This window comes from Nocardiopsis sp. NPDC055551 (genome assembly GCF_053619415.1).
The window spans coordinates 1-22,176 of record NZ_JBSHJJ010000016.1 but is presented as its reverse complement, the minus strand read 5'-3'; the positions used below and the strand labels follow the sequence as shown (position 1 = coordinate 22,176).

Here is a 22,176-nt window from a genome sequence, read left to right as displayed (position 1 = left end):
GGTGGGCGATGAGCTCCCGGTGGCACGGAAAAGGGGACGTTGTTGGCGGGCGAGAGACGTCGGGAGCGCGATTCAGCTCCCGGGAGGGTCCTCCACCTCCGTTTCGCGTAGTTCGGCCACGCAGTGTCCCGGGGTGGCGAAGGGGCGCAACCGTACGGCCTCCACGGGCGCGCGCATGCGTTCCAGGGCGCCGCGGATCATGCCCAGGTGGACGCCGCAGACCACGTCCGGGGCGGCCTCGGCCACCTCACGGAAAGGGCAATGACGCAGGTCGATGCGGGTGCCATCGGGGGAGGGGCGGGGGCGGAACCCGGTCTCGCGCAGGAGGTCGGTCACCGTGGCACGGGCGGTGTCGGCGTCCACGGGTGGGCGCGTTCCACGGGAGTCGATCAGTCGTTCTCCCTGGGCCTGCCCGGCCCGCACGGCGGCCTCGGCCTGATCGCCCTCGATGGCGGACAGGTGGGCCACGAGCGCTTCGGCGAGCATCCGGTAGTCGCGCTGTTCATCGTCGTCGGCCGGGGTGTACAGGGTGCGCGGGCGCCCGGGCCGATCACGCTCCTCGGGGTCGGCCAGGACCAACCCCCGGTCGGTCAGTAACGCCAGATGTGAGCGCACGGTGTTGGCGTGCAACCCGACCACCTCGGCGATCTCGCGGACGTCCATCGGATGGTCGGATCGGCGCAGGATCTGCAGGACGGCGACCCGGCTGGGGTCGGCCAGGACCCGATGCTCGCCGGGGTCGATCCCCGTGCCGGCGGACGTTCGCCCTTGGTTCCCGTGGTCGTTCACACCTTGTGTTTACACGGTCCCGATTGTAAATACAACGCAGGTAGTGAAAAAGCGTGTGGACGTGCGGATGCACGTGCGACCCGGGGGGACTTAAGGCCCACCACCAGTACAGACCTTCGCGGGACGATCCCGGACTCATGACTTTGGTCCGACTGCCACGTCCGCTGGTGGGGTGGGAAGGGCAACAGGTCACCGAGACGACCGCAGGCGGTCGTCGAAGGAGAGAGGACCTCAGTAGTGACCCGCTACGATCCGCGCGAAAACTCCGAAACCGGGCCCGCGCCCGGTATGGACGGTCCGGTCTCCGACGCACTTCTGCGCACCCGCAGATTCCTTCGCCCACAAGAGGTGTCCGAGGACCTTCGTACCGTCCACCGCGTCGGCGGCCGAGACGCCGACGTCTTCTACCGAGACCGCTGGAGCCACGACAAGGTGGTGCGCTCCACCCACGGGGTGAACTGCACCGGATCCTGTTCCTGGAAGGTCTACGTCAAGGACGGGATCATCACCTGGGAGGGACAACAGACCGACTACCCGTCGGTGGGCCCGGACAGCCCCGAGTACGAACCCCGAGGCTGCCCTCGCGGCGCCGCCTTCTCCTGGTACACCTACTCGCCCACCCGCGTGCGCTACCCGTACGTGCGCGGTGTGCTGCTGGAGATGTACCGCGAGGCCCGCGAGCGCCTCGGCGACCCGGTCCTGGCCTGGGCCGACATCGTCGACGACCCCGAACGCGCCGCCCGCTACAAGCGCGCCCGCGGCAAGGGCGGACTGGTGCGCGCGAGCTGGGAGGAGGCCCTGGAGATCGCGGCCGCCGCCCACGTGCACACCGTCGCCGAACACGGCCCCGACCGGGTCGCCGGTTTCTCCCCGATCCCCGCGATGTCGATGGTCTCCCAGGCGATCGGCTCCCGCTTCTACGGGCTCATCGGCGGCTCGATGCTCTCGTTCTACGACTTCTACGCCGACCTTCCCGTCGCCTCCCCGCAGGTGTTCGGTGACCAGACCGACGTGCCCGAGTCCGGTGACTGGTGGAACGCCGGCTACCTCATCATGTGGGGCTCCAACGTCCCCGTCACCCGCACCCCGGACGCCCACTGGATGGCCGAGGCCCGCTACCGGGGTCAGAAGGTCGTCGTGGTCTCCCCGGACTACGCCGACAACACCAAGTTCGCCGACGAGTGGCTGGCCGCACGGCCCGGCAGCGACGGCGCCCTGGCCATGGCCATGGGACACGTGGTGCTGCGCGAGTTCTTCGTGGAGCGCACCACTCCCTACTTCGACGACTACGTGCGTCGCTACACCGACCTGCCGTTCCTGGTGCGTCTGGAGGAGACCGACGACGGCCACCGCGCCGGCAAGTTCCTCACCGCCCAGGACCTGGGCCGAGAAGGCGAGAACACCGCGTTCAAGACGGTCGTCCTGGACGAGACGACCGGAGAACCGGTGGTCCCCAACGGCTCGCTGGGCTTCCGCTACGGCGAGGAGGGCGAGGGCAAGTGGAACCTCGAACTCGGTGACACCAAGCCCCGACTCACCTTGTACGAAGGCTCGGACGGCGAGGCGGTCGAGGTCCACCTGGCCCGCTTCGACACCGAGGACGCCCCGCCCTCACGCCGCGGCGTACCCGTGCGCCGAGTGGGCGGCCACCTGGTCACCACCGTCTACGACCTGCTGCTCGCCCAGTACGGCGTGGGTCGCGAGGGCCTGCCCGGCACCTGGCCGACCGGCTACGACGACCCCGACGAGCCGGGCACCCCGGCCTGGCAGGAGACCTTCACCGGCGTCCCGGCCGCCCGCGCCGAGCGGATCGGCCGCGAGTTCGCCGCCAACGCCGAGGAGTCCAAGGGCCGCTCCATGATCATCATGGGCGCCGGAACCAACCACTGGTTCCACTCCGACACCATCTACCGCGCCTTCCTCACCCTGACCACGCTCACCGGTTGCCAGGGCGTCAACGGCGGCGGCTGGGCGCACTACGTCGGCCAGGAGAAGACCCGCCCCCTCACCGGCTACAACCAGATGGCCTCGGCCGGGGACTGGTCGCGTCCGCCCCGACACATGGTGCAGACCGCGTTCTGGTACCTGCACAGCGACCAGTACCGCTACGACCGGTTCAGCGCCGACCAGGTCTCCTCCGGGCTGGGCAAGGGCCTGTTCGAGGGCATGAGCACCGCCGACGTCATCGCCCAGTCCGCGCGCATGGGATGGATGCCCTCCTACCCGACCTTCGACCGCAACCCCCTGGACCTGGCCGACGACGCACGCCAGGCCGGACTCCCGATCACCGAGTACGTACCGCGCGAACTCAAGGAAGGGAGGATGCGCTTCGCCTGCGAGGACCCCGACGCGCCCAAGAACGCGCCCCGGGTCCTGACCGTGTGGCGGGCCAACCTGCTGGGCAGCTCCGCCAAGGGCAACGAGTACTTCCTCAAGCACCTACTCGGCACCGACTCCTCCCTACGAACCGAGGAGGCGCCGGAGGGCCAACGCCCCCGGGACGTGCGCTGGCGGGAGGAAGCACCCGAGGGCAAACTCGACCTGCTGCTGTCCCTGGACTTCCGGATGACCAGCACCACCGTCTTCTCCGACGTGGTACTCCCGGCCGCCACCTGGTACGAGAAACACGACCTGAACTCCACGGACATGCACCCGTTCGTGCACCCGTTCAACCCGGCCATCTCCCCGCCCTGGCAGGCCCGCACCGACTTCGACGCCTTCCACGGACTCGCCCGCGCCTTCAGCGAACTGGCCGTCGAGCACCTGGGCACGCGACGGGACGTGGTCGCCGTGCCGCTGACCCACGACACCCCCGACGCGATGGCCACCCCCAACGGCACCGTCCTGGACTGGAAGTTCGGTGAGTGCGAGCCCATCCCCGGCGTGACCATGCCCAAGCTCGTGGAGGTCGAACGCGACTACACCGCGATCGCCGCCAAACTCGGCGCGCTGGGCCCGCTCGCGGACAAGCTCGGCGTGACCACCAAGGGCATCACCTACAACGTCGACAAGGAGATCGACTACCTGGGCCGGGTCAACGGCACCGTGCGCGGCGGGCCGGCCGACGGACGCCCCGCGCTCGAACGCGACTCCCAGATGTGCGAAGCGATCCTGGCGTTCTCGGGCACCACCAACGGACGCCTGGCCACCCAGGGGTTCCACACCCTGGAGAAGCGGGTGGGCACCGAACTGGCCGACCTGTCCGCCGAGAGCGAGGGCAAACAGATCACCTTCGCCGACGTGCAGGTCGCACCGGTGTCGGTACTCACCTCACCCGAGTGGTCGGGCAGCGAGAGCGGTGGACGCCGATACTCGCCGTTCACCATCAACGTCGAACGCAAGAAGCCCTGGCACACCCTCACCGGACGCCAGCACTTCTTCCTCGACCACGACTGGATCACCGAGGCCGGAGAGAACCTGCCCGTGTACCGGCCGCCGCTGAACATGCACCGGCTCTTCGAGGAACCCGAGGTCGGGGACAACGGCGAACTCGGCGTGACCGTGCGTTACCTGACCCCGCACAACAAGTGGTCCATCCACTCCGAGTACCAGGACAACCTGCTGATGCTCAGCCTGTCCCGGGGCGGCCCGGCCATCTGGATGAGCGGCGCCGACGCCGACAAGATCGGCGTGCGCGACAACGAGTGGATCGAGGCGGTCAACCGCAACGGCGTGGTCGTGGCCCGCGCCATCGTCTCCCACCGCATGCCGGAGGGGACCGTGTACATGCACCACGCCCAGGACCGGCTCATCGACGTTCCCCGCGCCGAGACCTCCGGCAAACGCGGCGGCATCCACAACTCGATCACCCGGCTGCTGGTCAAGCCCACCCACCTCATCGGTGGCTACGCCCAGTTCAGCTACGCCTTCAACTACATCGGCCCCACCGGTAACCAGCGCGACGAGGTGACCGTCATCCGTCGGCGTTCCCAAGAGGTGGAGTACTGATGCGGTCGATCGGAACGGGGGAGGAGTACGAATGAAGTTGATGGCTCAGATGGCCATGGTGATGAACCTCGACAAATGCATCGGGTGCCACACCTGTTCGGTCACCTGCAAACAGACCTGGACCAACCGTGCCGGCATGGAGTACGTGTGGTTCAACAACGTCGAGACCCGGCCCGGGCAGGGCTACCCTCGCACCTACGAGGACCAGGAGAAGTGGAAGGGCGGCTGGGTCCGCAAACCCAACGGACGCCTGTCCCTGCGTTCGGGCGGTCGGCTCAAGAACCTCACCACGATCTTCGCCAACCCCACGATGCCCGGCATCGACGACTACTACGAGCCCTGGACCTACGACTACCAGACGCTCACCAACGCCCCGCTCCAGGAGCACACGCCGGTCGCCCGACCCAAGTCGCTCATCAGCGGCCGCGACATGGCGATCCGGTGGAGCGCCAACTGGGACGACAACCTCGCCGGCGGTCCCGAGCTCGCCCAGGACGACCCCGTCCTGCGCAAGGTCTCCGACAAGGTCAAGCTCGAATTCGAGCAGTCCTTCATGTTCTACCTGCCCCGCATCTGCGAACACTGCCTCAACCCCTCCTGCGCCGCCGCGTGCCCCGCCGGGGCCATCTACAAGCGCAGCGAGGACGGCATCGTGCTCGTGGACCAGGACACCTGCCGGGGCTGGCGCAAGTGCGTGACCGCCTGCCCCTACAAGAAGATCTACTTCAACCACCGCACCGGCAAGGCCGAGAAATGTACGTTCTGCTACCCCCGCATCGAGGTCGGCATGCCCACGGTGTGCGCCGAGACGTGCGTGGGACGGCTGCGCTACCTGGGCCTGGTGTTCTACGACATGGACGCCGTCCTGCCCGCCGCCTCGGTGGAGGACGACCATGACCTCCTCGACGCACAGCGCGAACTGATCCTGGACCCCAATGACCCCGAGGTCGTCCGCGCCGCCGAGAAGGAGGGCATCCCCCGCGACTGGATCGAGGCGGCCCAACGCTCGCCCATCCACTCGCTCATCAACGAGTACAAGGTGGCGCTGCCCCTGCACCCCGAATACCGCACCATGCCCATGGTCTGGTACATCCCGCCGCTGTCCCCGGTCGTGGACGCCGTGTCCGAGACCGGCCAGGACGCCGAGGACCGCGACAACCTCTTCGCGGCCATCGAGAGCCTGCGCATCCCCATCGAGTACCTGGCCGAACTCTTCACCGCCGGAGACACCGGACCCGTCACCGACTCACTGCGCCGCCTGGCCGCGATGCGTTCCTACATGCGCGACATCAACCTCGGACGGGAGACCGACGAACGCATCCCCCACGCCGTGGGCATGGACGGCGAGAGCGTGTACGACATGTACCGGCTGCTCGCACTCGCCAAGTACGAGGACCGCTACGTCATCCCGCCCGCGCACACCGAACAGGCGCACTCCCTGGAGGCCTTCGCCACCGGATGCAGCCTGGACACCGAGGGCGGACCCGGCATGGGCGGCCCCGGCGCCGGCGGACCGGACAAGGGCGGCCCGCTCACCGGAGGCAAGGTGTCGCTGCCCATGCCCTCGATCCGTCGGTCGGGGGAACACACATGAGCCTGTTCAAGGCGCTCAAACGCCACCCCATCACCGATCGACAACGCGCCCTGACCCACAGGATCGCCGCCCTGGTGCTGGCCCACCCCGATGAGCGGCTCCTGGCCGACCTGCCGATGCTGCGCCAGGCGGCCGAGGAACTACCCGACCCACCGCGCGCGGACCTGATCGGGGTGATCGACCGGCTCGCCTCGACCCCACCGCCCGAACTCGCCGAAACCTACGTCGGCACCTTCGACCTGCACCGGCGTTCGTGCCTGCACCTGACCTACTACGCGCACGGGGACACCCGAAACCGCGGCGCCGCCCTGCTGTCGTTCTCCAACGCCTACCGCAGGGCCGGTTTCCTCCTCGACGAGGACGAACTCCCCGACCACCTGTGCGTGGTCCTGGAATTCGCCGCCACGGTCGACCCCGTCGGCGGCACGCGCTTACTGAACCGGTACCGGGCCGGGCTGGAACTGCTGCACCTGGCCCTGCGCGACGCCGACTCCCTCTACACCGGCGCGGTCACGGCGATCAACGCCACTCTGCCGCCCAAGACCGACCGAATCGACGACAAGGTCGCCCGACTCGTGGCCCAGGGGCCACCCGTCGAAGAAGTCGGTCTCGCCCCCTTCCCACCTCCGGAAACCAGGAGCGTGCACTCGTGAACACCGCACTCGAAACGGTGTTGTGGGTCATCGTCCCCTACGCCTGCATGGCGGTCTTCCTCGTCGGCCACTACTGGCGCTACCGCTACGACAAGTTCGGCTGGACCACCCTGTCCACCCAGCTGTACGAGAGCCGGCTGCTGCGCTGGGGCAGCCCCCTGTTCCACTTCGGCATGCTCGCCGTCATCGGCGGCCACGTCGTGGGCCTGCTCATCCCCAAGTCGTGGACCGCGGCCGTGGGCGTCACCGACGAGCTCTACCACGTCATGGCCGTCGGCCTCGGCCTGGTCGCCGGGATCGCGGTGGTCGTGGGACTCACCCTGCTCATCCTGCGCCGACGCCTGGTCGGACCGGTCTTCCGGGCCACCAGCCGGATGGACAAGCTCATGTACGTGGGGCTCGGGCTGGTGATCGTCACCGGCATGGCCAACACCATCGTCGGCAACGTCATCGGCCACTACGACTACCGGGAAGGGGTGTCGATCTGGTTCCGCGGGCTGTTCGTCCTGGACCCGGACCCGGCCCTGATGGCCGCCGCGCCGCTCACCTTCCAGGCGCACACGCTCTCCGCCCTCGCGCTGTTCGCGCTGTGGCCGTTCACCCGGCTGGTGCACGTGTTCAGCGCGCCGCTCGGCTACCTGTGGCGGCCCTACGTGTTGTACCGATCACGGGACACCCGGATGGGTGAACGCCGCGGGCGTCGCGGGTGGGAGAACGTCGAGGACGGGAGCCGGATGCCATGAACAGCGGAGCCAGAACCAACCTCGTCCTGGCCACGGCGGCGTTCGCGCTCATGTTCTGGGCGTGGAACCTGATCGCGCCCCTGGCACCCGACTACGCCGCGCGCCTGGACCTGAGCCCCACCGAGACCTCCGTGCTCATCGCCTTTCCGGTGCTGATCGGGGCCGTGGGCAGGATCCCCGTCGGGGCTTTGACCGATCGCTACGGTGGCCGGGTGATGATGGCGGCGGTCGCCTTCGTCTCGGTGGTGCCGGTGCTGCTGCTCGGCTTCGTCGGGGACTCCTACCCGATGCTGCTGGTGCTGGGGTTCTTCCTGGGGATCGCGGGAACCTCCTTCGCCGTCGGTGTGCCGTTCGTCAGCCGCTGGCACTCAGCGGAGAAAAGAGGATTCGCCACCGGCGTGTTCGGTGCGGGCATGGGTGGAACGGCGCTGTCGGCGTTCCTCACCCCGTACCTGGCCGACACGATCGGGTTGTTGGGCACACACGTGTTCATGGCCGTGGCGCTGGTGCTGATGGGCGTGCTCGTGCTGGTGGTGTGCCGCAACCCGCCCGGATGGGAGCCCTCCACCGACCCGCTGATGCCGCGCCTGCGCGGAGCCCTCGGGTTGCGGGCGACCTGGCAGAACATCCTGCTGTACGCGGTGGCCTTCGGCGGGTTCGTGGCCTTCTCCACCTACCTGCCGACCCTGCTGCACAACGCCTACGGGTTCGCCCAGACCGAGGCGGGCCTGCGCGCCGCCGGATTCGCCCTGGTGGCCGTCGTGGCCAGGCCGGCGGGCGGCATCCTCTCCGACAAGGTCGGCCCTGTGCGGGTGTGCATGGTGTCCTTCGTCGGGACCACGCTCATGGCGGGCGCGCTGGTCTTCCACCCACCGGCCGAGCTGGCGGCCGGGACGGTGTTCGTGCTGATGGCGGCCTTCCTCGGGTTGGGCACCGGAGGCGTGTTCGCCCTGGTCGCGCAGTTGGTGGAACCGGCCCGGGTGGGTACCGTCACCGGGCTCGTGGGCGCGGCCGGTGGGCTCGGTGGGTACTTCCCGCCGCTGGTCATGGGCGTGGTGTTCCAGGCGTCGGGGGCGTACGCCTTCGGGTTCGTGCTGCTGGCAGCGGTGGCGTTGGGGACCGCGGTTTATACGGGGGTGGCGTTCCGCGACCGCCCCAAGGTCGAGGCCGAGGTGTAGTGATCGAGTAGGGGTCGTGGGGTGGTGGGTGGAAGGTCGCCCACCGCCCCACACTCATCGGTCGGTGGGACGGATGGTCTCGATGAAGGAGTTCCATTCGGGTCGGTCGAAGGAGAGGTGCCCGTGGGGACGGGCCGCTGTGCCGGTTCTACGAGGCAGTGTCACCGGTGTTAGCCCCGGGTCCCGCCACACCGGGTGAGGCCTGAACCGTGCCGTGGTGGGTAACGCCCGATACACAGGACACGACCAGGAACAGGGGGACGCATGACCAACACGCACACCTCGCACTCGGGCCTCAAACTGCCGGAGATCGGGTTCGGTACGTACAAGCTCAACGGAACGGAAGGCGTCGACGGGATCTCCCGTGCGATCGCCAACGGGTACACCCTGCTCGACTCGGCCTTCAACTACGAGAACGAGGGCACGGTGGGCCGTGCTGTTCGTGCATCGGGCGTCGACCGCGACAACCTGATCGTCACCTCGAAGCTCCCGGGTCGGCACCACGAGTATGACACGGCCGTACGCACGATCGAGGAGAGCGTCTACCGGACCGGGCTCGACCACCTCGACCTCTACCTCGTCCACTGGCCGAATCCGAAGCAGGGACTGTACGTGCAGGCGTGGGAGGCACTGATCGAAGCGCGAGAGCGTGGCCTCGTCCGCGCGATCGGCGTCTGCAACTTCCTGCCCGAACATCTCGAAACCCTTCAGCAGCGCACCGGCGTACTACCCGACGTCAACCAGATCGAGCTGCACCCGTACTTCCCCCAGAGCGAGCAGCTCGCCTACGACTCCGAGCGCGGCATCCTCACCCAGGCGTGGAGTCCGCTCGGGCGCGGCAACGACCTGCTCGATCGTGACGACGTCGGCGCGATCGCCCGGGACCATGGCGCCACACCCGGGCAGGTGGTGCTCGCCTGGCAGATCGCGCGTGGCGCCATCCCGCTGCCGAAAGCCGCAGCCGACGAACGTCAAGTCGAGAACCTTGGCGCGCTCGATGTCACGCTCACCGATACCGAGGTCGCGGCGATCACGGCCTTGGGACGTCCGGACGGTCGCCTGGCGGGTCAGGACCCCGCCACGTACGAGGAGTTCTGAGGCGAAGACGTGTACGCGGTCGGGCTCGATCCAAGAACATGGAGCACGATGTAGAGGAGCGAGAAGGCCTCGTGGGTCGCGCCGATCACGAACGGCACCCGGGACGGCGGGTTCAGCCGACAGAACCGCCGTCGTCCTGGCTGCGCGGTGCGGGCTACCGGGTCGCGATGCTCACCGGCGACAACCACGCCACCGTCACCGCGCCCGCCGCCCGCCCGGCCCTCGACCACCCTTGACCGGCGCTTTTGTGTCGAAGCCAGTGACAGCAGGAGCCCGCGCGAACTCCGACCTTCCGTCTTCGGCAAGCCGTTGGTGGGCGAGTGACCGGACAGCCGTGAATCGGGTCAGCGCTGGGCAACGGCCCGTTCGACGGCGGCGACGTAGTCGTCGAAGGCGTCGGTGGGGGTGCGGTCGATCATGAGCTCGTCGCGCTGGCCACGGGTGAGTTCGAGCTGGACTCCTTCACCACTCGTGTTGCGGTTGGTGATGTTGTCGGGGCTCTCGCCCTTGAGGTGATCGGGAATGGTACCGGGGACCTCGAACCCGGCCTCGCGCAGTTCCTCGCGCACCGCGTCACGCAGGTCGGTGTCCAGACCGCCCACGTAGGTGAGGGACTCGTCCCCGGCGGCTCCGTGCCAGGAGACGGTGTAGTCGGAGTCGGCGACGATGTCGACGGTCATGGGCTCGTCGAAGCGAGTGGAGGTGATGTGCAGGACGCTGTTGCCGGTCGGTTTGATTCCCTCGAACGTGGCGAAGGCGTGGTCACCGGATTGCGCGGCGTGGTCGGCGAGTTCGGTGGTGGGGCGTTCGATGCCGCCGCCATGGATGGCGATGTGGGCGACGTCGGTGCTGCCCTCACGGGTGGAACGCCGGTAGTCGGTGCCCTCGGTCTCGTTGGCGGCGAGTTCGGCGTAACTGGAGTAGGTGTCATCGGCGGCTGCGGGTCCAGCGGGCGCAAACGGGATGGCGAGAAGGGCCACGGCGGCGACAGCGGCGGTCCTGAGGGGCATGTGGGTCCTTCCGAGCGGGGGTGATCGCGGGGCACATGCTACGGGGCGGTGAACCGACAGACCATGACGTCCGAGTGAAAACGAGACGCCCCCACGGCGAAGTACCGTGAGGGCGTCCTGGAACGTCTAACGGGTGTTGGCCTCGTGCACCGAACGGAGGGTCAGGAGCCGGTCCCGGTGGCGGCGCTTGCGGTTGCCTTCCTTGTTGAAGGCCTGCCACTCGGTGGTGCATCCACGCTTGTGGCACCCGGCGCAGCATCCGCGACGAAAGAGCATGGAATCGGGGTGCTCCCACCGGCAGCGGGTCGTCGGTTCCTCGCGGGTCGGGGCGGGCGGTAGGTCGCAGTCACCCCATCGGTGGTCGTGCATCGCCGACGGAGCGTGTTCACGCCGGCGTACCCACAGTGGTTTGGTCTTGTCCGTACGGGACATCTCGTTCCTTTCGGAACCCGCCACTCGTGATTCCGGAACCTCCGGGCGAGTGGCTAGGCGTACAGACCCATCACCACCACCTCCTCGAACCGTGTTTCGACGTGTATCCGTCGTATCACACGCCCCGCGTCACCGTAATCCCGGATTCCCTGGAGTCGGGGACCTGGAATAGGGAATGTGGAGGTCACGGACCTGTGCGCTCGCGACGAAAGGCGAATTCATGACCGTCCCCGAGACCATGCTCGCGGCTCGACTGCTGAGACACGGCGGACCCGAAGCCCTGGAGTTGGCCCGTGTGCGGGTCCCGACGCCGGGAACGGGTGAGGTCCTGGTGCGTGTGGGCGCGGCTGCGTTGAACAACACCGATGTGTGGACCCGGGAGGGCTCCTACGGCCTGCCGGGTGAACCGATGGCCCGCGCCGGATGGCTCGGAGCGATCGACTTCCCGAGGATTCAAGGGGCCGACATCGCGGGCACCGTCGCGCTGACCGGTGAGGGTGTCGACTCCGGCTTGCTCGGCGCACGGGTTCTGGTGGACCCGGCCCTCTATGACGGTCCCGGTGAGCACGCCGAACCCGTGGGTCTGCTCGGCAGCGAACGCGACGGCGGCTACGCCGAGTACACGGTGGTGGCCGCGGATCGGGTCCACCTCGTCCAGGACTCCCCACTCGGCGATGTCGAACTGGCCTGTCTGCCGACCTCCTACGGAACCGCTCTGGGGATGTTGGAGCGAGGGGGAGTGCAAGCAGGTGAAACGGTCGTGGTCACCGGCGCCTCCGGCGGCCTGGGCCTGGCCCTGGTCCAGCTGGCCGTGGCCCGGGGAGCCCACGTCATCGCCATCAGCAGTTCCTCGAAGCTGGCATCGGTTCGTGAAGCCGGCGCCGGGACGGTATTGGATCGCGGCACGACGGGTGTGTGGGAACAGGTACCCGAAGGTGTCGACGCGGTGCTCGACGTCGTCGGCGGCCACGGCATCACGGAGGGGATGGACCGACTGCGCCTCGGTGGGCGATGGGTGATCGGTGGAGCGTTGGGCGGCAACGAAGCCCGGGTGGACGTGCGAAGGATCTATACGCGAAGACTGCGCCTCATCGGTTCCAGCATGCACACTCCGGCACATTTTCGTCGGTTGGTGGACCTGGCCCGTCAAGGGGCGGTCAGCCCGGTGGTGGCCAGCACATACCCCCTCGCAGAGGTGCATCGGGCCCAGGCCGCCCTGAACGAACGTCGTCACGTGGGCAAGCTGGTGTTGACCTTGTCGCCATGACGTCGAGGACCCCGCGCCTAGGGGAGACGGGCTCTGGTGACACGGGCACGGATATCGTCGATGGACCCGGGCCGTGATCACGGGTTCCATCAAGGGTTCCCACGGTCGTGGCCACGCAGAACCGGAAGGACGAACGGTGCCGACGAAGGGCTTTCCCCAGAGGGGAGAACGGAACGAGGATGCCGTGGAGGAGCACTTGTTCGAGGAGTTCGCCGACGCCTCCCCCGAACAGGCGATCGAGGCGGTCGAGCTGATGCTGGTGGAACCTTGGCACACCGACGCCGACACCCCCTTCGAACACCGCATCGGCGACATCAGCATCACGTCCAGCGATGACGTCGACCTGCACGAGATCGAGTTGCTCCGCAGCCCGGACTTCTTCGATGACTCCACCGGTGAGTTTCACACCGCAATGCTGGAACAGGCCGAGCCGGTGGCGAACACGATGGAGCGAGCAGCACGTGAGGCCTGGGGCGAACCCACCGTCATCCAGGTCTCGGACGACCCCCACGCTTGCACGGTCCTGGACGTCGTCCTCACCACGCTCAACCACACGACCGTCCTGGTCTGGCGACGGGGAGACCGCTACGTCGCCCTGATCAGTGGTCAAGGCGACAAGGAACTGCGGTTCATGTTGACCTTCCTGGTCCTTTCCCGCGCCGCCGTGGAGGACGCGGTCTTCGACTTGACGGGCGAAGCTCCACAGGTTTCGGCCGTCGAGGGGCGCCTGGCCGCGACCCTCCCGCCCGGTGTCGTCCTCCCCGAGCAACTCGGTCGTGCGTGGTCGTTCATGGAGTCGCAGGGGTGGGGAGGTGAGGACGCCGGGGGAGACCCGTTCCTCACGCCCTATCCGGGAGAGTTCCAACTCGGTCCGGTGTTCTCGGCGGGTTTGTCGGTTCGTGGGTGGCTCGACCCCGAGGCGCCCGGCGCCGAGCGCCTCATCCCGCTCGCGGAGACCGACGGCTCTGGCGGCCTCGCCCTGCTCTGGTTCGACGACTCAGGTGCGCCTCGCTTCGTGGCGCTTTCCTCGGAAGGCGGCGAAGGGATCCGCCTCGCGGACGACCCCGTCGACTTCCTGAAGCTGGTCGCGATCGGGTACCGGGAATTCGTCGACCATGCCTTCGGCGCCGAACCGGACGCGTTCGATGATGAGGACGACGCCGAGGGACAGGAGGCGAAGGAGGCCCACGCTCTGTTCCGTGCCTGGGTCGAGTCGGAGTTCGACGTCACCGTTCCGAGTATGTGGGAAGTGCGCCCGGACCGAGAGTTCCAAGCGTGGCTGCAACCGTTGGTCGACGAACACGGGATCGGACTCGATTGATCGACCGAGGTCCCTGATAGAACCTTGAGGACGCCACTCGCGGACAAGAAGGGCCTTCCCATGCCGACCCTCTTTTCGAAGATCATCGCCGGTGACCTACCCGGGCACTTCGTCTGGAAGGATCCGGAGGTCGTGGCCTTCCTGTCCATCGCCCCGCTCCGCCCGGGCCACACTCTGGTCGTCCCCCGTGCCGAGGTCGATCATTGGACCGCTATCGAGCCCGCGCTCCTGGCCAAGTGCATGGAGGTGGCCCAGGCCATCGGTCAGGGTGTACGCGCGGCCTGGGACGCCCCTCGTGCCGGGATGGTGATCGCGGGCTTCGAGGTCCCGCACATGCACGTCCACGTGGCCCCGGTCTGGGACCTGTCCGATTTCGACTTCACCACGGTGGAGGTGGAAGAGGACCGGAACGTTCTGGAAGCGGCGGCCGAGCGGTTGCGCACCGCCCTCCAAGAATTGGACTTCCCCCACGCCGTTCCACCCCGGACCTGACCCGCGCTGTCCCGAGTCCCTCGGTGACCTGGTTCTGTGTGTCGTTGGTCAGGGATCGGTATATGGGATCATGACGGCGTCGAAGAGGTGACCCCGGCTCGGAACTCGGCCTGATCTGAACATAACGCGGAGATAACATGCCGCGTTGTTGCAGGTCGTTAACTGTGAGCCCCACGCACGTGGGGATGGACCGGTGGCCGCGAGCATGGCCACCGGAACGTGGCCGTGAGCCCCACGCACGTGGGGATGGACCGATGTCCTTCTGATGACCGCCGCCGACCTGTGGGTGAGCCCCACGCACGTGGGGATGGACCGGGTGACCCGGGGCAGGATGGCGCCGACGGCGCGTGAGCCCCACGCACGTGGGGATGGACCGACCGAACTCGACGATGCCGAACCAGGGTTCGAGTGAGCCCCACGCACGTGGGGATGGACCGGCTCCCCCGTGGTGGGTTTGCAGCCTGCGCGGGTGAGCCCCACGCACGTGGGGATGGACCGGCCAGGGCGGCAACCCAGGCCTCGTCCAAAACGTGAGCCCCATGCACGTGGGGATGGACCGAACTTCGACACCTTCCGGTCCAAGCCCATGTCGGTGGGGTGTTCCGCTCCGGTGGCCACACGTGCCGGTTCTGCTGGGCGATTACCAGGGCAACTCCCCTGACTCGTCCTGGAGGGTTCCGGTCGGGCCGTCCGGGCCGAGGGTCGCCATGCGCACCACGACCTCGGCGCTCTCCTCCACCGGCCTCCCGATCCCGAGGGCCGCGGTCATGTCCGTCGCGGTGGTGCCGGGCTCCAGCGCGTTGAACTTGATGCCGGGGTGGACCTTGGCGTATTGGACGGTCAACATGGTGACCGCGACCTTGGACGCGGAGTAGAGCGCGATCGGCAGGGCGAACTCCGGCCGATCCGGGTTGGTTACCGCCCAGAAGGATCCGGCGCTGCTCGAAATGTTCACCACGGTGGGGTTCGACGACCGGCGCAGCAGGGGCAGCGCAGCCTCCGTGACGCGCACGACCCCCGCCGCGTTGGTGTCGAAGGCCAGCAGGGCCTTGGGGCCGTCCGGGTCTCCGGTCGGCAGGATGCCCGCGTTGTTCACCAGGACGTCGAGCCGCCCCTCGGCCGAGTCGATGGTGGCCAGTGCCGCTGCCACCGAAGCATCGTCGGTCACGTCGGGTCGGACGAAGCGTGCGCCGAGCTCGGCGGCGGCCTTCTCCCCTCGCTCGACGTCACGAGCCCGATGTAGATGGTGTGCCCCGCCGCCTGAAGCTGCCGTGCCGTCTCGAAACCGATGCCCTTGTTGGCCCCGGTGATCAGTGTGACCGTCATGTTCGTCCCCTTGGAGTAGCTGTTCCGTTCGCTTCGTTGGGAACACTAGGAACGGTCACGCTCTGGAAACAGAGCCTCGCGGAGTCTGGGGTGTGGCAGGACCCCCTCTCTTCGCTCTGAAATTTTCTAGGCTGGACCTATGAGCGAGACATCGAATCCCCTGGGCGCGTTCCTGCGTGCTCGGCGCGAACTGGTCACGCCCGAGCAGGCTGGTATCCCCGACTACGGAGCGCGGCGAGTGCCCGAGCTGCGGTGTGAAGAGGTCGCCATGCTCGCCAGTGCGCTCGACCCCCGTCCTGTCGTGGGCGGTGACATCGACGACCCTCGCTTCATCGAGCTGACCGGAGAGCTGTCCCTGGCCAGTCCCCGTTTCCGTGATCTCTGGGCCCGCCACGAAGTGCGAGGGCAGCGCGGGACCAAGCTCCGCTTCGATCACCCGCAGGTGGGGGAACTCAGCCTCAACCGGGAGCGGTTGAGCATCGGCGGGGCCGAGACCCTGCAACTCGTCGTGTACCACCCGGACGCCGGATCCACGGACGCGGAGAAGCCGGCTCTGCTGGCCTCGGCCGACCTGCCCACCGTGGACGCGGAACCACGGTTCTGGGCATCTGAAGCATGAGTCGGGAACCGGCGCACCACGACGCCGAAGACCGGGCGGTGCTCGACGCCGTGGGCGCGCGGTTGCGGGCCCTTCGCAAGCAGGCGGGGCTGACCCTGACCGAACTGGCGCAACGGACCGACATCACCCCCAGCACCCTCTCGCGACTGGAGACCGGCCGGGTCCAGCCGAACCTGGGTCAGCTGCTGCCACTCTCGCGGGTCTACCGGGTCCCGATCGATGAACTCGTCGACGCGCCCCGCGTGGGCGATCCGCGCGTACACCTGCACCCGGTACGCCGGTTCGGTCTCACGTTCATCCCCCTCATCCGGCGTGCCGGCGGGGTCCAGGCCTACAAGGTCGTCTACCCACCCGCCAGGTCCCTCGCTGCGCCCAGGATGCGCACACACGAAGGGCACGAGTGGTTCTACGTGCTCTCGGGAAGCGTCCGCCTGGTTCTGGGTAGTGAGCAGGATTTCCTGGTGGAGGCCGGAGAGGCCGTCGAGTTCGACACCCGTACGCCGCACTGGATCGGCAACCCCGCCGAACGGGAATCCGCCGAGGTCCTGGTGGTCTTCGGCGCCCAGGGCGAACGCGTCCACCTGCACGAGGACTGAACGGCCGGCCTCGCATGGACGGGTTCTTTGCATATCTGCACAAAGGTGTGCTTCCGAGGGTCGGAGACGCCCAACATGGCGACATGGAATCAGAAACCGCACCGCTTTCGTCCGACCGTGAGTTCTGGGAAGGCCGGTACCGCGAGGAGAATCCTTCCTCACCGGACCCCGGGCCGAGTCCGGCCTTCACCGCGCTCATGGAGGATCCGCGCCTCGTACCACCGACCACGGGCACTCGTAGGGCGCTCGAACTCGCCTGCGGCCGTGGTGGAGACGCGCTCTGGCTCGCCGCCAGGGGATGGCGAGTCACCGCCGTCGACATCTCAGAACAGGCGCTGACCACGCTGAACGAACGTGCCCGCCGCACCGGTCTGGCGGATCGCCTGCGCACGCGGCACCACGACCTGGCCCTCTCACTGCCCGAGCCCAAGGCGTGGGACCTGGTCTACGCCAACTACTTCCACACCCTGGCGGACATCGACCGCGACACCATCCTGCGCCAGGTGTCGGAATCGGTGACCGAGGGTGGGCTGCTGATCGTCATCGACCATGGTTCCAGTGCGCCCTGGTCGTGGGAGCAGCGTCAGGACCATCCGACGCCAGAGGAGCTGTGGCGTTCGCTCGACCTGGGAGGCGACTGGTCGCCGCTCGTGTGCGAGCGACGCTCCCGGACAGCCCAAGGACCAGAGGGTCGGACCGCACGCGTGATCGACAACGTGGTGGTGGCCGGACACAATGCCTGACTTGAATCGTCGACGTGACCGGCCGCCGCCCAGGACCGGCCCGGGTGAGAAGGAGGTCCTCACCGGTTTCCTGGACTACCTGCGAGAGAGTGCCCTGGCGAAGGTGGCGAACGCTCCCGAGCAGTGGGTGCGTGTCCCAGGGGTCGCCTCCGGCACGAACCTGCTCGGTCTCATCGAACACCTGACCCATGTCGAACGCCGACTCTTCCTCGGTGAGCAGCCCCATGACTGGGCGGCCACCTTCCACGCCGATCAGCGCAAGAGCACGGAGAGCGTCCTTCAGGGATACCGCGATGTCATAGCCACCGCGAATCGGGCCATCGGCGCCTGTACGGACCTTGAGGAGCCGGCCCACTCGGGCGGGTCCGCGCCGTCGATGCGGTGGGCCCTGGTGCACATGATCGAGGAAACCGGTCGTCACGCCGGTCACCTCGACATCCTTCGTGAGTTGATCGATGGTGACACCGGCCGATGAAGCAGGTCGCGTGAACTCCATCGGCCACGCGTGAGCCCCGAGCATGGAGGCGTGATGGGCCTTCATGCCCGGGTCCTATCCTGCCAAGGGCCTCACCCTAACGGCGGGCCCTCCAAGGTGCCGAACACCCCGGCCTGTAAATTCACGGTCTCCACATCCAGCGGCGGAGCCGGAAAGCACAACGGGATCAGGTTGGTCTGCTCAGGTACCCATAAGAGGGAAAGCTCAGGGGGCTCGACGTACTCTTCCTGTCCCTCACCGCCCGGATCACGCTCTCCGATACGCAGGGAGTGGTACACAGTGAGCCTTTTTCATCCTGCTTCTCGGAGTTGAAGGACGAGTACGGCTCGGGTGATCTCTCCGGCCCGGTGCGGGCAGCATCGCAACCGGCGTAGGACGTCCCAGTTCTTGAGCTGGGCGAAGGCCCGCTCCCCGGGGCTGCGGAGCTTGGCGTGCTCAGAGTTGGCGTCCTTCTTCCACTGCGGCTTGCCCTGGCCCTTGAACGGGCAGAACACCACCTGTGACAGGCCCACGTACCCCTTGTCGCCCAGGCCGAGCAGCCTTGCGGCCTTGATGCGTTCGGCGATCTTCCACACCCGGGCGGCTCTGGTGTCGTGCACCGATCCGAGCAGTGACCACGACGTCCACAGGGGTTCCCCGTTGGGTGCGGCCACCACCTGGATGTTCATGCCGTGGCGTTTGTGCTTGCCGGAATAGAACGGGCGGTCGGCCGCCACACGGTCGCGGGCGATCAGGGTGCCATCCACGATCACGTACCCCCATCCCTTGCGGCGTGCGCGGTGTAGGCCCTGTTCCAGGGTGGGTGCCTGCTGGGCGAGCAGGGCCGTGGTTTCGCGCACGTAGTGCCAGGCGGTCGTGGTTCCTACCTCGAAACCGGCTGCGACCTGGGTGAACGTCTCGCCTTTGTGCAGGTGGACCAGGACCAGCAGGGCCTGTTGCGCGGGGTTCAGGCGACGCCATCGGGAACCGGTGTTCTTGCGGTGGGCGCGGATGGTGCGGGCGGCCAGGTTCAAGGTCCGGTGTGACAACGGCAGGCAGGAACGGTACAACAGCATGTGGAGCCTCTGGTGCTGGATTTTCTTGGTCGTTAACTCCTCTACCAGGGGCTTTTTGCTGTTCAGGAGGGGTTTTGGATGGTCGGTGCAGAGGCGTGACCTGCACCTTCAGGTTGAAAAGGGCTCAGTGTCACTTCCGGTGTCGAGAAGACCGAAGGAACTGAAGCCGCCGCCTTGGTCACCGTGGCGGGTGTCGGGTTGTTGGTGGGGGCGCCTGGGGTCGAGAGCCTTGGGGTTAGTGGGCGCTGTGTGGGTGGGGCGCCTGAGGTTTCTGGCTCTTGGGGTTGTTAGGCGGGGTAGGGGTGGGTTCTCCCTCCTTCCCCGCCGCGTGATTGTTGCCGCCCGCACCGCACGCGTCAAGGCAATGTCGAGTGCTGTGACGATGGGGTTGGTGGCCTTGACCCGTACGGTGCGGGCGGCGGTTTGGCGGCTATCGGAGAAGGGGGGAGAGTGGTCGGGGTCCCTAGGGCCCTGTGGGCCTTCGGCCCACTCCGGCCGTAGCCGGCCGGATCCCTTCCCTTCCGCCTGGTGTCCTCGTGGGCCGCGTCGCCACTACGTGACGGGTCCGGTCACGAAGGGCCCGCTACAGGTGAGGCACGGGGCGGTACGCGTCCCAGCGGTAGCCGGCTCTGGTGGCAGAAAAAAGGGTTGTGGATAACCCACAATAAGAGCCATTCCATGATAGGCATGCCGGCCTCAGAATTCGGCCAATAAACTGGCGAGTAGGCCTGCCATTTTCGTGGGCGTTCGCATATAATCAGAGTATGAGCTTTCCTCCCAGCACACCGCGCCCGACCGGGGACACCCCGGTCGATAAGGCGATGGCGGGTGCGCGGGAGATGGCGGTGGAATTCTCCGGCCGGGATATCCCGTTCGGGTGCGAAACCGATGTGCTCGACCAGTTCGGCCGCCTCAATGGGGAAGTTGACCGGATCCGTTATGGGATGCTGCCCGCTCTGGCCCGCATGGAAGCCACCGGCGCTCTACTGGAAGAGGGCGGACAGCGCAGCATCCAAGCATGGATCACCCACCAGTGGGGCACCACCCCCGCTGAGGCCCACAACCTGGCCACCCTCGCCCGAGCCCTACACAAGCAACAGCTGCCCCTCGTGGAAGAAGCCTTCCAGGACAGTGTGCTGTCGTTGGGGGAAGCGTGCGCCATCGCGACCTCCACCGAAAAAGCCACCGCCGAGTGGACGAAGGTCCTCGAAACAGCGGATGAGGAATTCACATCCACCCGCCCGGATGTGGAGGGTTTTCGGGCCCGGTTGGAATACGGGCTGATCGCTTACAAGCACGAGCGTCCGCAGGTGTCGGTGCGTCAGTTGCGGGACGCGGCGAAATGGTTCGTCGCACGGTTGGACCCGGATAAGGCCGACCGGGACTACGATGAAACGTTCGAGAAGCGGGGCGCCCAGTTCTCGCCGACGTTCGAGTCCGGGTTTTTGCTGCGGATGTGGGGGCCTGGGGCCGATAACGAGCTGATCCAGGCCGCCCTGGAGGCTTACACCGAACCGTATGGGCCGGAGAACGCCGCTGTGCCGAAGCATCAGCGCACCTATGACGCGATGATGCGGATCTTCGAGACCGCTCTGGGCCATCGGGAGTGCGCCAAGGCCCCCCAGGCGTTGGCCACGCTGAACATCACCGTCCCGTTGAAGCGGTTCCTGGGCGACGTCACCGCAGAGCCGGCCACCACCGAGGATGGTGTGGTCATCCCCGACCAGATGGTGGCCCGCCTGACCCCCCAGAGTTGGTTGCGCCGGTTCGTGACCGACGAGGAAGGCCGGACCCTGTTGGATGTGGGGCGAAAGCAGCGGTGCGCTCCGGACCCGGTGCGTCAGGCGGCCGGGTTCAAAGAGTTCACCTGCGAGTGGCACCAGGGCTGTGACGTGCCGCGTAGCTGGTCGCAGTACGACCACATCGTCCCCTTCTCCCACGGTGGGGTGACGAGCGCGGAGAACATGCAGGTGCTCTGCTCGACCCATAACCGGCTCAAGCACCGGTTGCAGGCCAAGGTGAACCGGCAGATCTGGGAGCACCACCACGCCCAGAACCGCCAGGAAGCGGGAAAGGACAGCGGGTCCGGGGATGGGGAGGGGGAGCCAGCCCCAGCCACCGCCCTCTAACCACCACCCGTTTCCACGACCACCCGTTTCCGCCAGGTGGAACACCACCACCGCGAGATCACCCCTGGTTGGGTGTCAGACCCCAAGGGCCCTGTGTCCTGTGGGGATATCGGCATGCCCCCACCACGAACCCCCACCCCGAGCCATATCCCGGGGACGGAGTGGCTCCCGTTGGGGGTACCGGCAGCACACCTGCCGGCACTGCCTCTACTGCGAGTACCAGCACTGGTACTGGCACCACTGCCACCCCACTGCGGGCACAGTGCCGGGTGCCGGCACCGGGGCTACCCCCACCACCACTGCCCGCCGGTACCGGGGGCTGCTACCGGCACCGGCGTGGTCTTGTTGCCAGAGCCGGCTACCGCAGGGACGCGCCCCACCACCCACCCCACCTGTAGCGGGCCCTTCGTGACCGGACCCGTCACGTAGTGGCGACGCGCTCAACGAGAAAGCCAGAGGGAGGGGAAAGGATCCGGCCGCCTGCGGCCGGAGTGGGCCCCCGGCCCACAGGGCCGTTGGGACCTCAACCACTCTCCCCCCCTTCCCCGATAGCCGCCAAACCGCCGCCCGCACCGCACGGGTCAAGGCCACTAGCCCGATCGCTACAGCACACACCATCGCCTTGACGCGTGCGGTGCGGGCGGCAACAATCACGCGGCGGGGAAGGAGGGAGAACCCACCCCCACC

20 protein-coding genes and 1 CRISPR repeat array are annotated in these 22,176 nt (G+C 67.6%); of the genes, 15 read left to right on the top strand and 5 right to left on the bottom strand.

The window, feature by feature from the left end; translation table 11 throughout:
* Nucleotides 1-72: 72 nt before the first annotated feature.
* Nucleotides 73-789, bottom strand: coding sequence for a helix-turn-helix transcriptional regulator (locus ACWGSK_RS25235; protein ID WP_452456939.1), 717 nt, complete (start codon nucleotides 787-789; stop codon nucleotides 73-75).
* Nucleotides 790-1,077: 288 nt separating this feature from the next.
* On the opposite strand from ACWGSK_RS25235, the gene ACWGSK_RS25230 reads away from it, so the two are divergent.
* The 7 genes from ACWGSK_RS25230 to ACWGSK_RS25200 all read left to right on the top strand — a co-directional run bounded on the left by ACWGSK_RS25230 (nucleotide 1,078) and on the right by ACWGSK_RS25200 (nucleotide 10,239).
* Nucleotides 1,078-4,737, top strand: a complete 3,660-nt coding sequence (locus ACWGSK_RS25230) for a nitrate reductase subunit alpha (RefSeq protein WP_452457016.1) — start codon at nucleotides 1,078-1,080, stop codon at nucleotides 4,735-4,737.
* Between the two features lie 31 nt (nucleotides 4,738-4,768).
* On the top strand, nucleotides 4,769-6,331 hold the full coding sequence (narH, locus tag ACWGSK_RS25225) for a nitrate reductase subunit beta (protein ID WP_452456938.1): 1,563 nt from the start codon (nucleotides 4,769-4,771) through the stop codon (nucleotides 6,329-6,331).
* The gene (narJ, locus tag ACWGSK_RS25220) at nucleotides 6,328-6,984 is read left to right on the top strand and encodes a nitrate reductase molybdenum cofactor assembly chaperone (RefSeq protein WP_358515777.1); all 657 of its coding nucleotides are present in this window, start codon (nucleotides 6,328-6,330) and stop codon (nucleotides 6,982-6,984) included. Before narH ends, narJ begins: the two co-directional genes overlap by 4 nt.
* Nucleotides 6,981-7,727, top strand: a complete 747-nt coding sequence (gene narI, locus ACWGSK_RS25215; RefSeq protein ID WP_087100522.1) for a respiratory nitrate reductase subunit gamma — start codon at nucleotides 6,981-6,983, stop codon at nucleotides 7,725-7,727. Before narJ ends, narI begins: the two co-directional genes overlap by 4 nt.
* Entirely contained in the window at nucleotides 7,724-8,905 is a 1,182-nt protein-coding gene (locus ACWGSK_RS25210) for an MFS transporter (protein WP_452456937.1), read from the top strand. The genes narI and ACWGSK_RS25210 overlap by 4 nt, the downstream gene beginning before the upstream one ends.
* 264 nt (nucleotides 8,906-9,169) lie before the next feature.
* A complete protein-coding gene (locus ACWGSK_RS25205) occupies nucleotides 9,170-10,003 on the top strand; it encodes an aldo/keto reductase (protein WP_087100520.1) in 834 nt (277 codons plus the stop codon).
* A gap of 71 nt (nucleotides 10,004-10,074) precedes the next feature.
* The gene (locus tag ACWGSK_RS25200) at nucleotides 10,075-10,239 is read left to right on the top strand and encodes a hypothetical protein (RefSeq protein ID WP_160049359.1); all 165 of its coding nucleotides are present in this window, start codon (nucleotides 10,075-10,077) and stop codon (nucleotides 10,237-10,239) included.
* Between the two features lie 108 nt (nucleotides 10,240-10,347).
* On the opposite strand, the gene ACWGSK_RS25195 is transcribed toward ACWGSK_RS25200, so the two are convergent.
* Together ACWGSK_RS25195 and ACWGSK_RS25190 are read right to left on the bottom strand one after the other, a co-directional pair.
* Nucleotides 10,348-11,013 carry a poly-gamma-glutamate hydrolase family protein gene (locus ACWGSK_RS25195; RefSeq protein WP_452456936.1) on the bottom strand — a complete coding sequence of 222 codons (666 nt, stop codon included), beginning with the start codon at nucleotides 11,011-11,013 and terminating at the stop codon, nucleotides 10,348-10,350.
* Between the two features lie 126 nt (nucleotides 11,014-11,139).
* A complete protein-coding gene (locus ACWGSK_RS25190; protein WP_087100518.1) occupies nucleotides 11,140-11,445 on the bottom strand; it encodes a hypothetical protein in 306 nt (101 codons plus the stop codon).
* Between the two features lie 220 nt (nucleotides 11,446-11,665).
* Here ACWGSK_RS25190 and ACWGSK_RS25185 point away from each other — a divergent pair, with 220 nt between their 5' ends.
* The 3 genes from ACWGSK_RS25185 (at nucleotide 11,666) to ACWGSK_RS25175 (ending at nucleotide 14,525) form a co-directional block, all read left to right on the top strand.
* On the top strand, nucleotides 11,666-12,712 hold the full coding sequence (locus ACWGSK_RS25185) for a zinc-binding dehydrogenase (protein ID WP_087100517.1): 1,047 nt from the start codon (nucleotides 11,666-11,668) through the stop codon (nucleotides 12,710-12,712).
* Between the two features lie 184 nt (nucleotides 12,713-12,896).
* Nucleotides 12,897-14,033, top strand: coding sequence for a hypothetical protein (locus tag ACWGSK_RS25180; protein WP_143847424.1), 1,137 nt, complete (start codon nucleotides 12,897-12,899; stop codon nucleotides 14,031-14,033).
* A gap of 60 nt (nucleotides 14,034-14,093) precedes the next feature.
* Nucleotides 14,094-14,525, top strand: coding sequence for an HIT family protein (locus ACWGSK_RS25175; RefSeq protein WP_087100515.1), 432 nt, complete (start codon nucleotides 14,094-14,096; stop codon nucleotides 14,523-14,525).
* A 164-nt stretch (nucleotides 14,526-14,689) separates the two neighbouring features.
* Nucleotides 14,690-15,084: direct repeats of the CRISPR family, unit length 29 nt; unit sequence GTGAGCCCCACGCACGTGGGGATGGACCG.
* 81 nt (nucleotides 15,085-15,165) lie between these two features.
* Here the strand turns inward: ACWGSK_RS25175 and ACWGSK_RS25170 are convergent.
* A complete protein-coding gene (locus ACWGSK_RS25170; RefSeq protein ID WP_452456935.1) occupies nucleotides 15,166-15,897 on the bottom strand; it encodes an SDR family NAD(P)-dependent oxidoreductase in 732 nt (243 codons plus the stop codon).
* A gap of 93 nt (nucleotides 15,898-15,990) precedes the next feature.
* Between ACWGSK_RS25170 and ACWGSK_RS25165 the strand changes: the two genes are divergently transcribed.
* From ACWGSK_RS25165 to ACWGSK_RS25150, 4 genes are all read left to right on the top strand, one after another.
* Nucleotides 15,991-16,470: an MmyB family transcriptional regulator gene (locus tag ACWGSK_RS25165; RefSeq protein WP_087100514.1), complete on the top strand. Its 480-nt coding sequence runs from the start codon at nucleotides 15,991-15,993 to the stop codon at nucleotides 16,468-16,470.
* Nucleotides 16,467-17,066 carry a helix-turn-helix domain-containing protein gene (locus tag ACWGSK_RS25160; protein ID WP_452456934.1) on the top strand — a complete coding sequence of 200 codons (600 nt, stop codon included), beginning with the start codon at nucleotides 16,467-16,469 and terminating at the stop codon, nucleotides 17,064-17,066. Before ACWGSK_RS25165 ends, ACWGSK_RS25160 begins: the two co-directional genes overlap by 4 nt.
* Nucleotides 17,067-17,149: 83 nt before the next feature.
* Entirely contained in the window at nucleotides 17,150-17,809 is a 660-nt protein-coding gene (locus tag ACWGSK_RS25155; RefSeq protein ID WP_452456933.1) for an SAM-dependent methyltransferase, read from the top strand.
* A complete protein-coding gene (locus ACWGSK_RS25150) occupies nucleotides 17,802-18,284 on the top strand; it encodes a DinB family protein (protein ID WP_452456932.1) in 483 nt (160 codons plus the stop codon). Before ACWGSK_RS25155 ends, ACWGSK_RS25150 begins: the two co-directional genes overlap by 8 nt.
* 311 nt (nucleotides 18,285-18,595) lie before the next feature.
* On the opposite strand, the gene ACWGSK_RS25145 is transcribed toward ACWGSK_RS25150, so the two are convergent.
* A complete protein-coding gene (locus tag ACWGSK_RS25145) occupies nucleotides 18,596-19,360 on the bottom strand; it encodes a transposase family protein (RefSeq protein ID WP_452456931.1) in 765 nt (254 codons plus the stop codon).
* 764 nt (nucleotides 19,361-20,124) lie between these two features.
* On the opposite strand from ACWGSK_RS25145, the gene ACWGSK_RS25140 reads away from it, so the two are divergent.
* Nucleotides 20,125-21,489 (top strand): DUF222 domain-containing protein, encoded by a 1,365-nt coding sequence (locus ACWGSK_RS25140; protein ID WP_452456930.1) that lies wholly within the window; start codon nucleotides 20,125-20,127, stop codon nucleotides 21,487-21,489.
* The last annotated feature ends 687 nt before the right edge of the window (nucleotides 21,490-22,176 follow it).

What these genes read in the sequence shown, in the direction of transcription:
- ACWGSK_RS25230 (WP_452457016.1), top strand. Translation starts at nt 1,078, where the DNA reads ATGGACGGTCCGGTCTCCGACGCACTTCTGCGCACCCGCAGATTCCTT.
- ACWGSK_RS25165 (WP_087100514.1), top strand. Translation starts at nt 15,991, where the DNA reads ATGAGCGAGACATCGAATCCCCTGGGCGCGTTCCTGCGTGCTCGGCGC.
- ACWGSK_RS25175 (WP_087100515.1), top strand. Translation starts at nt 14,094, where the DNA reads ATGCCGACCCTCTTTTCGAAGATCATCGCCGGTGACCTACCCGGGCAC.
- ACWGSK_RS25150 (WP_452456932.1), top strand. Translation starts at nt 17,802, where the DNA reads ATGCCTGACTTGAATCGTCGACGTGACCGGCCGCCGCCCAGGACCGGC.
- ACWGSK_RS25195 (WP_452456936.1), bottom strand. Translation starts at nt 11,013, where the DNA reads ATGCCCCTCAGGACCGCCGCTGTCGCCGCCGTGGCCCTTCTCGCCATC.
- ACWGSK_RS25210 (WP_452456937.1), top strand. Translation starts at nt 7,724, where the DNA reads ATGAACAGCGGAGCCAGAACCAACCTCGTCCTGGCCACGGCGGCGTTC.
- ACWGSK_RS25185 (WP_087100517.1), top strand. Translation starts at nt 11,666, where the DNA reads ATGACCGTCCCCGAGACCATGCTCGCGGCTCGACTGCTGAGACACGGC.
- ACWGSK_RS25140 (WP_452456930.1), top strand. Translation starts at nt 20,125, where the DNA reads ATGAGCTTTCCTCCCAGCACACCGCGCCCGACCGGGGACACCCCGGTC.
- ACWGSK_RS25155 (WP_452456933.1), top strand. Translation starts at nt 17,150, where the DNA reads ATGGAATCAGAAACCGCACCGCTTTCGTCCGACCGTGAGTTCTGGGAA.
- ACWGSK_RS25160 (WP_452456934.1), top strand. Translation starts at nt 16,467, where the DNA reads ATGAGTCGGGAACCGGCGCACCACGACGCCGAAGACCGGGCGGTGCTC.
- narH (WP_452456938.1), top strand. Translation starts at nt 4,769, where the DNA reads ATGAAGTTGATGGCTCAGATGGCCATGGTGATGAACCTCGACAAATGC.
- ACWGSK_RS25145 (WP_452456931.1), bottom strand. Translation starts at nt 19,360, where the DNA reads ATGCTGTTGTACCGTTCCTGCCTGCCGTTGTCACACCGGACCTTGAAC.
- ACWGSK_RS25190 (WP_087100518.1), bottom strand. Translation starts at nt 11,445, where the DNA reads ATGTCCCGTACGGACAAGACCAAACCACTGTGGGTACGCCGGCGTGAA.
- ACWGSK_RS25205 (WP_087100520.1), top strand. Translation starts at nt 9,170, where the DNA reads ATGACCAACACGCACACCTCGCACTCGGGCCTCAAACTGCCGGAGATC.
- narJ (WP_358515777.1), top strand. Translation starts at nt 6,328, where the DNA reads ATGAGCCTGTTCAAGGCGCTCAAACGCCACCCCATCACCGATCGACAA.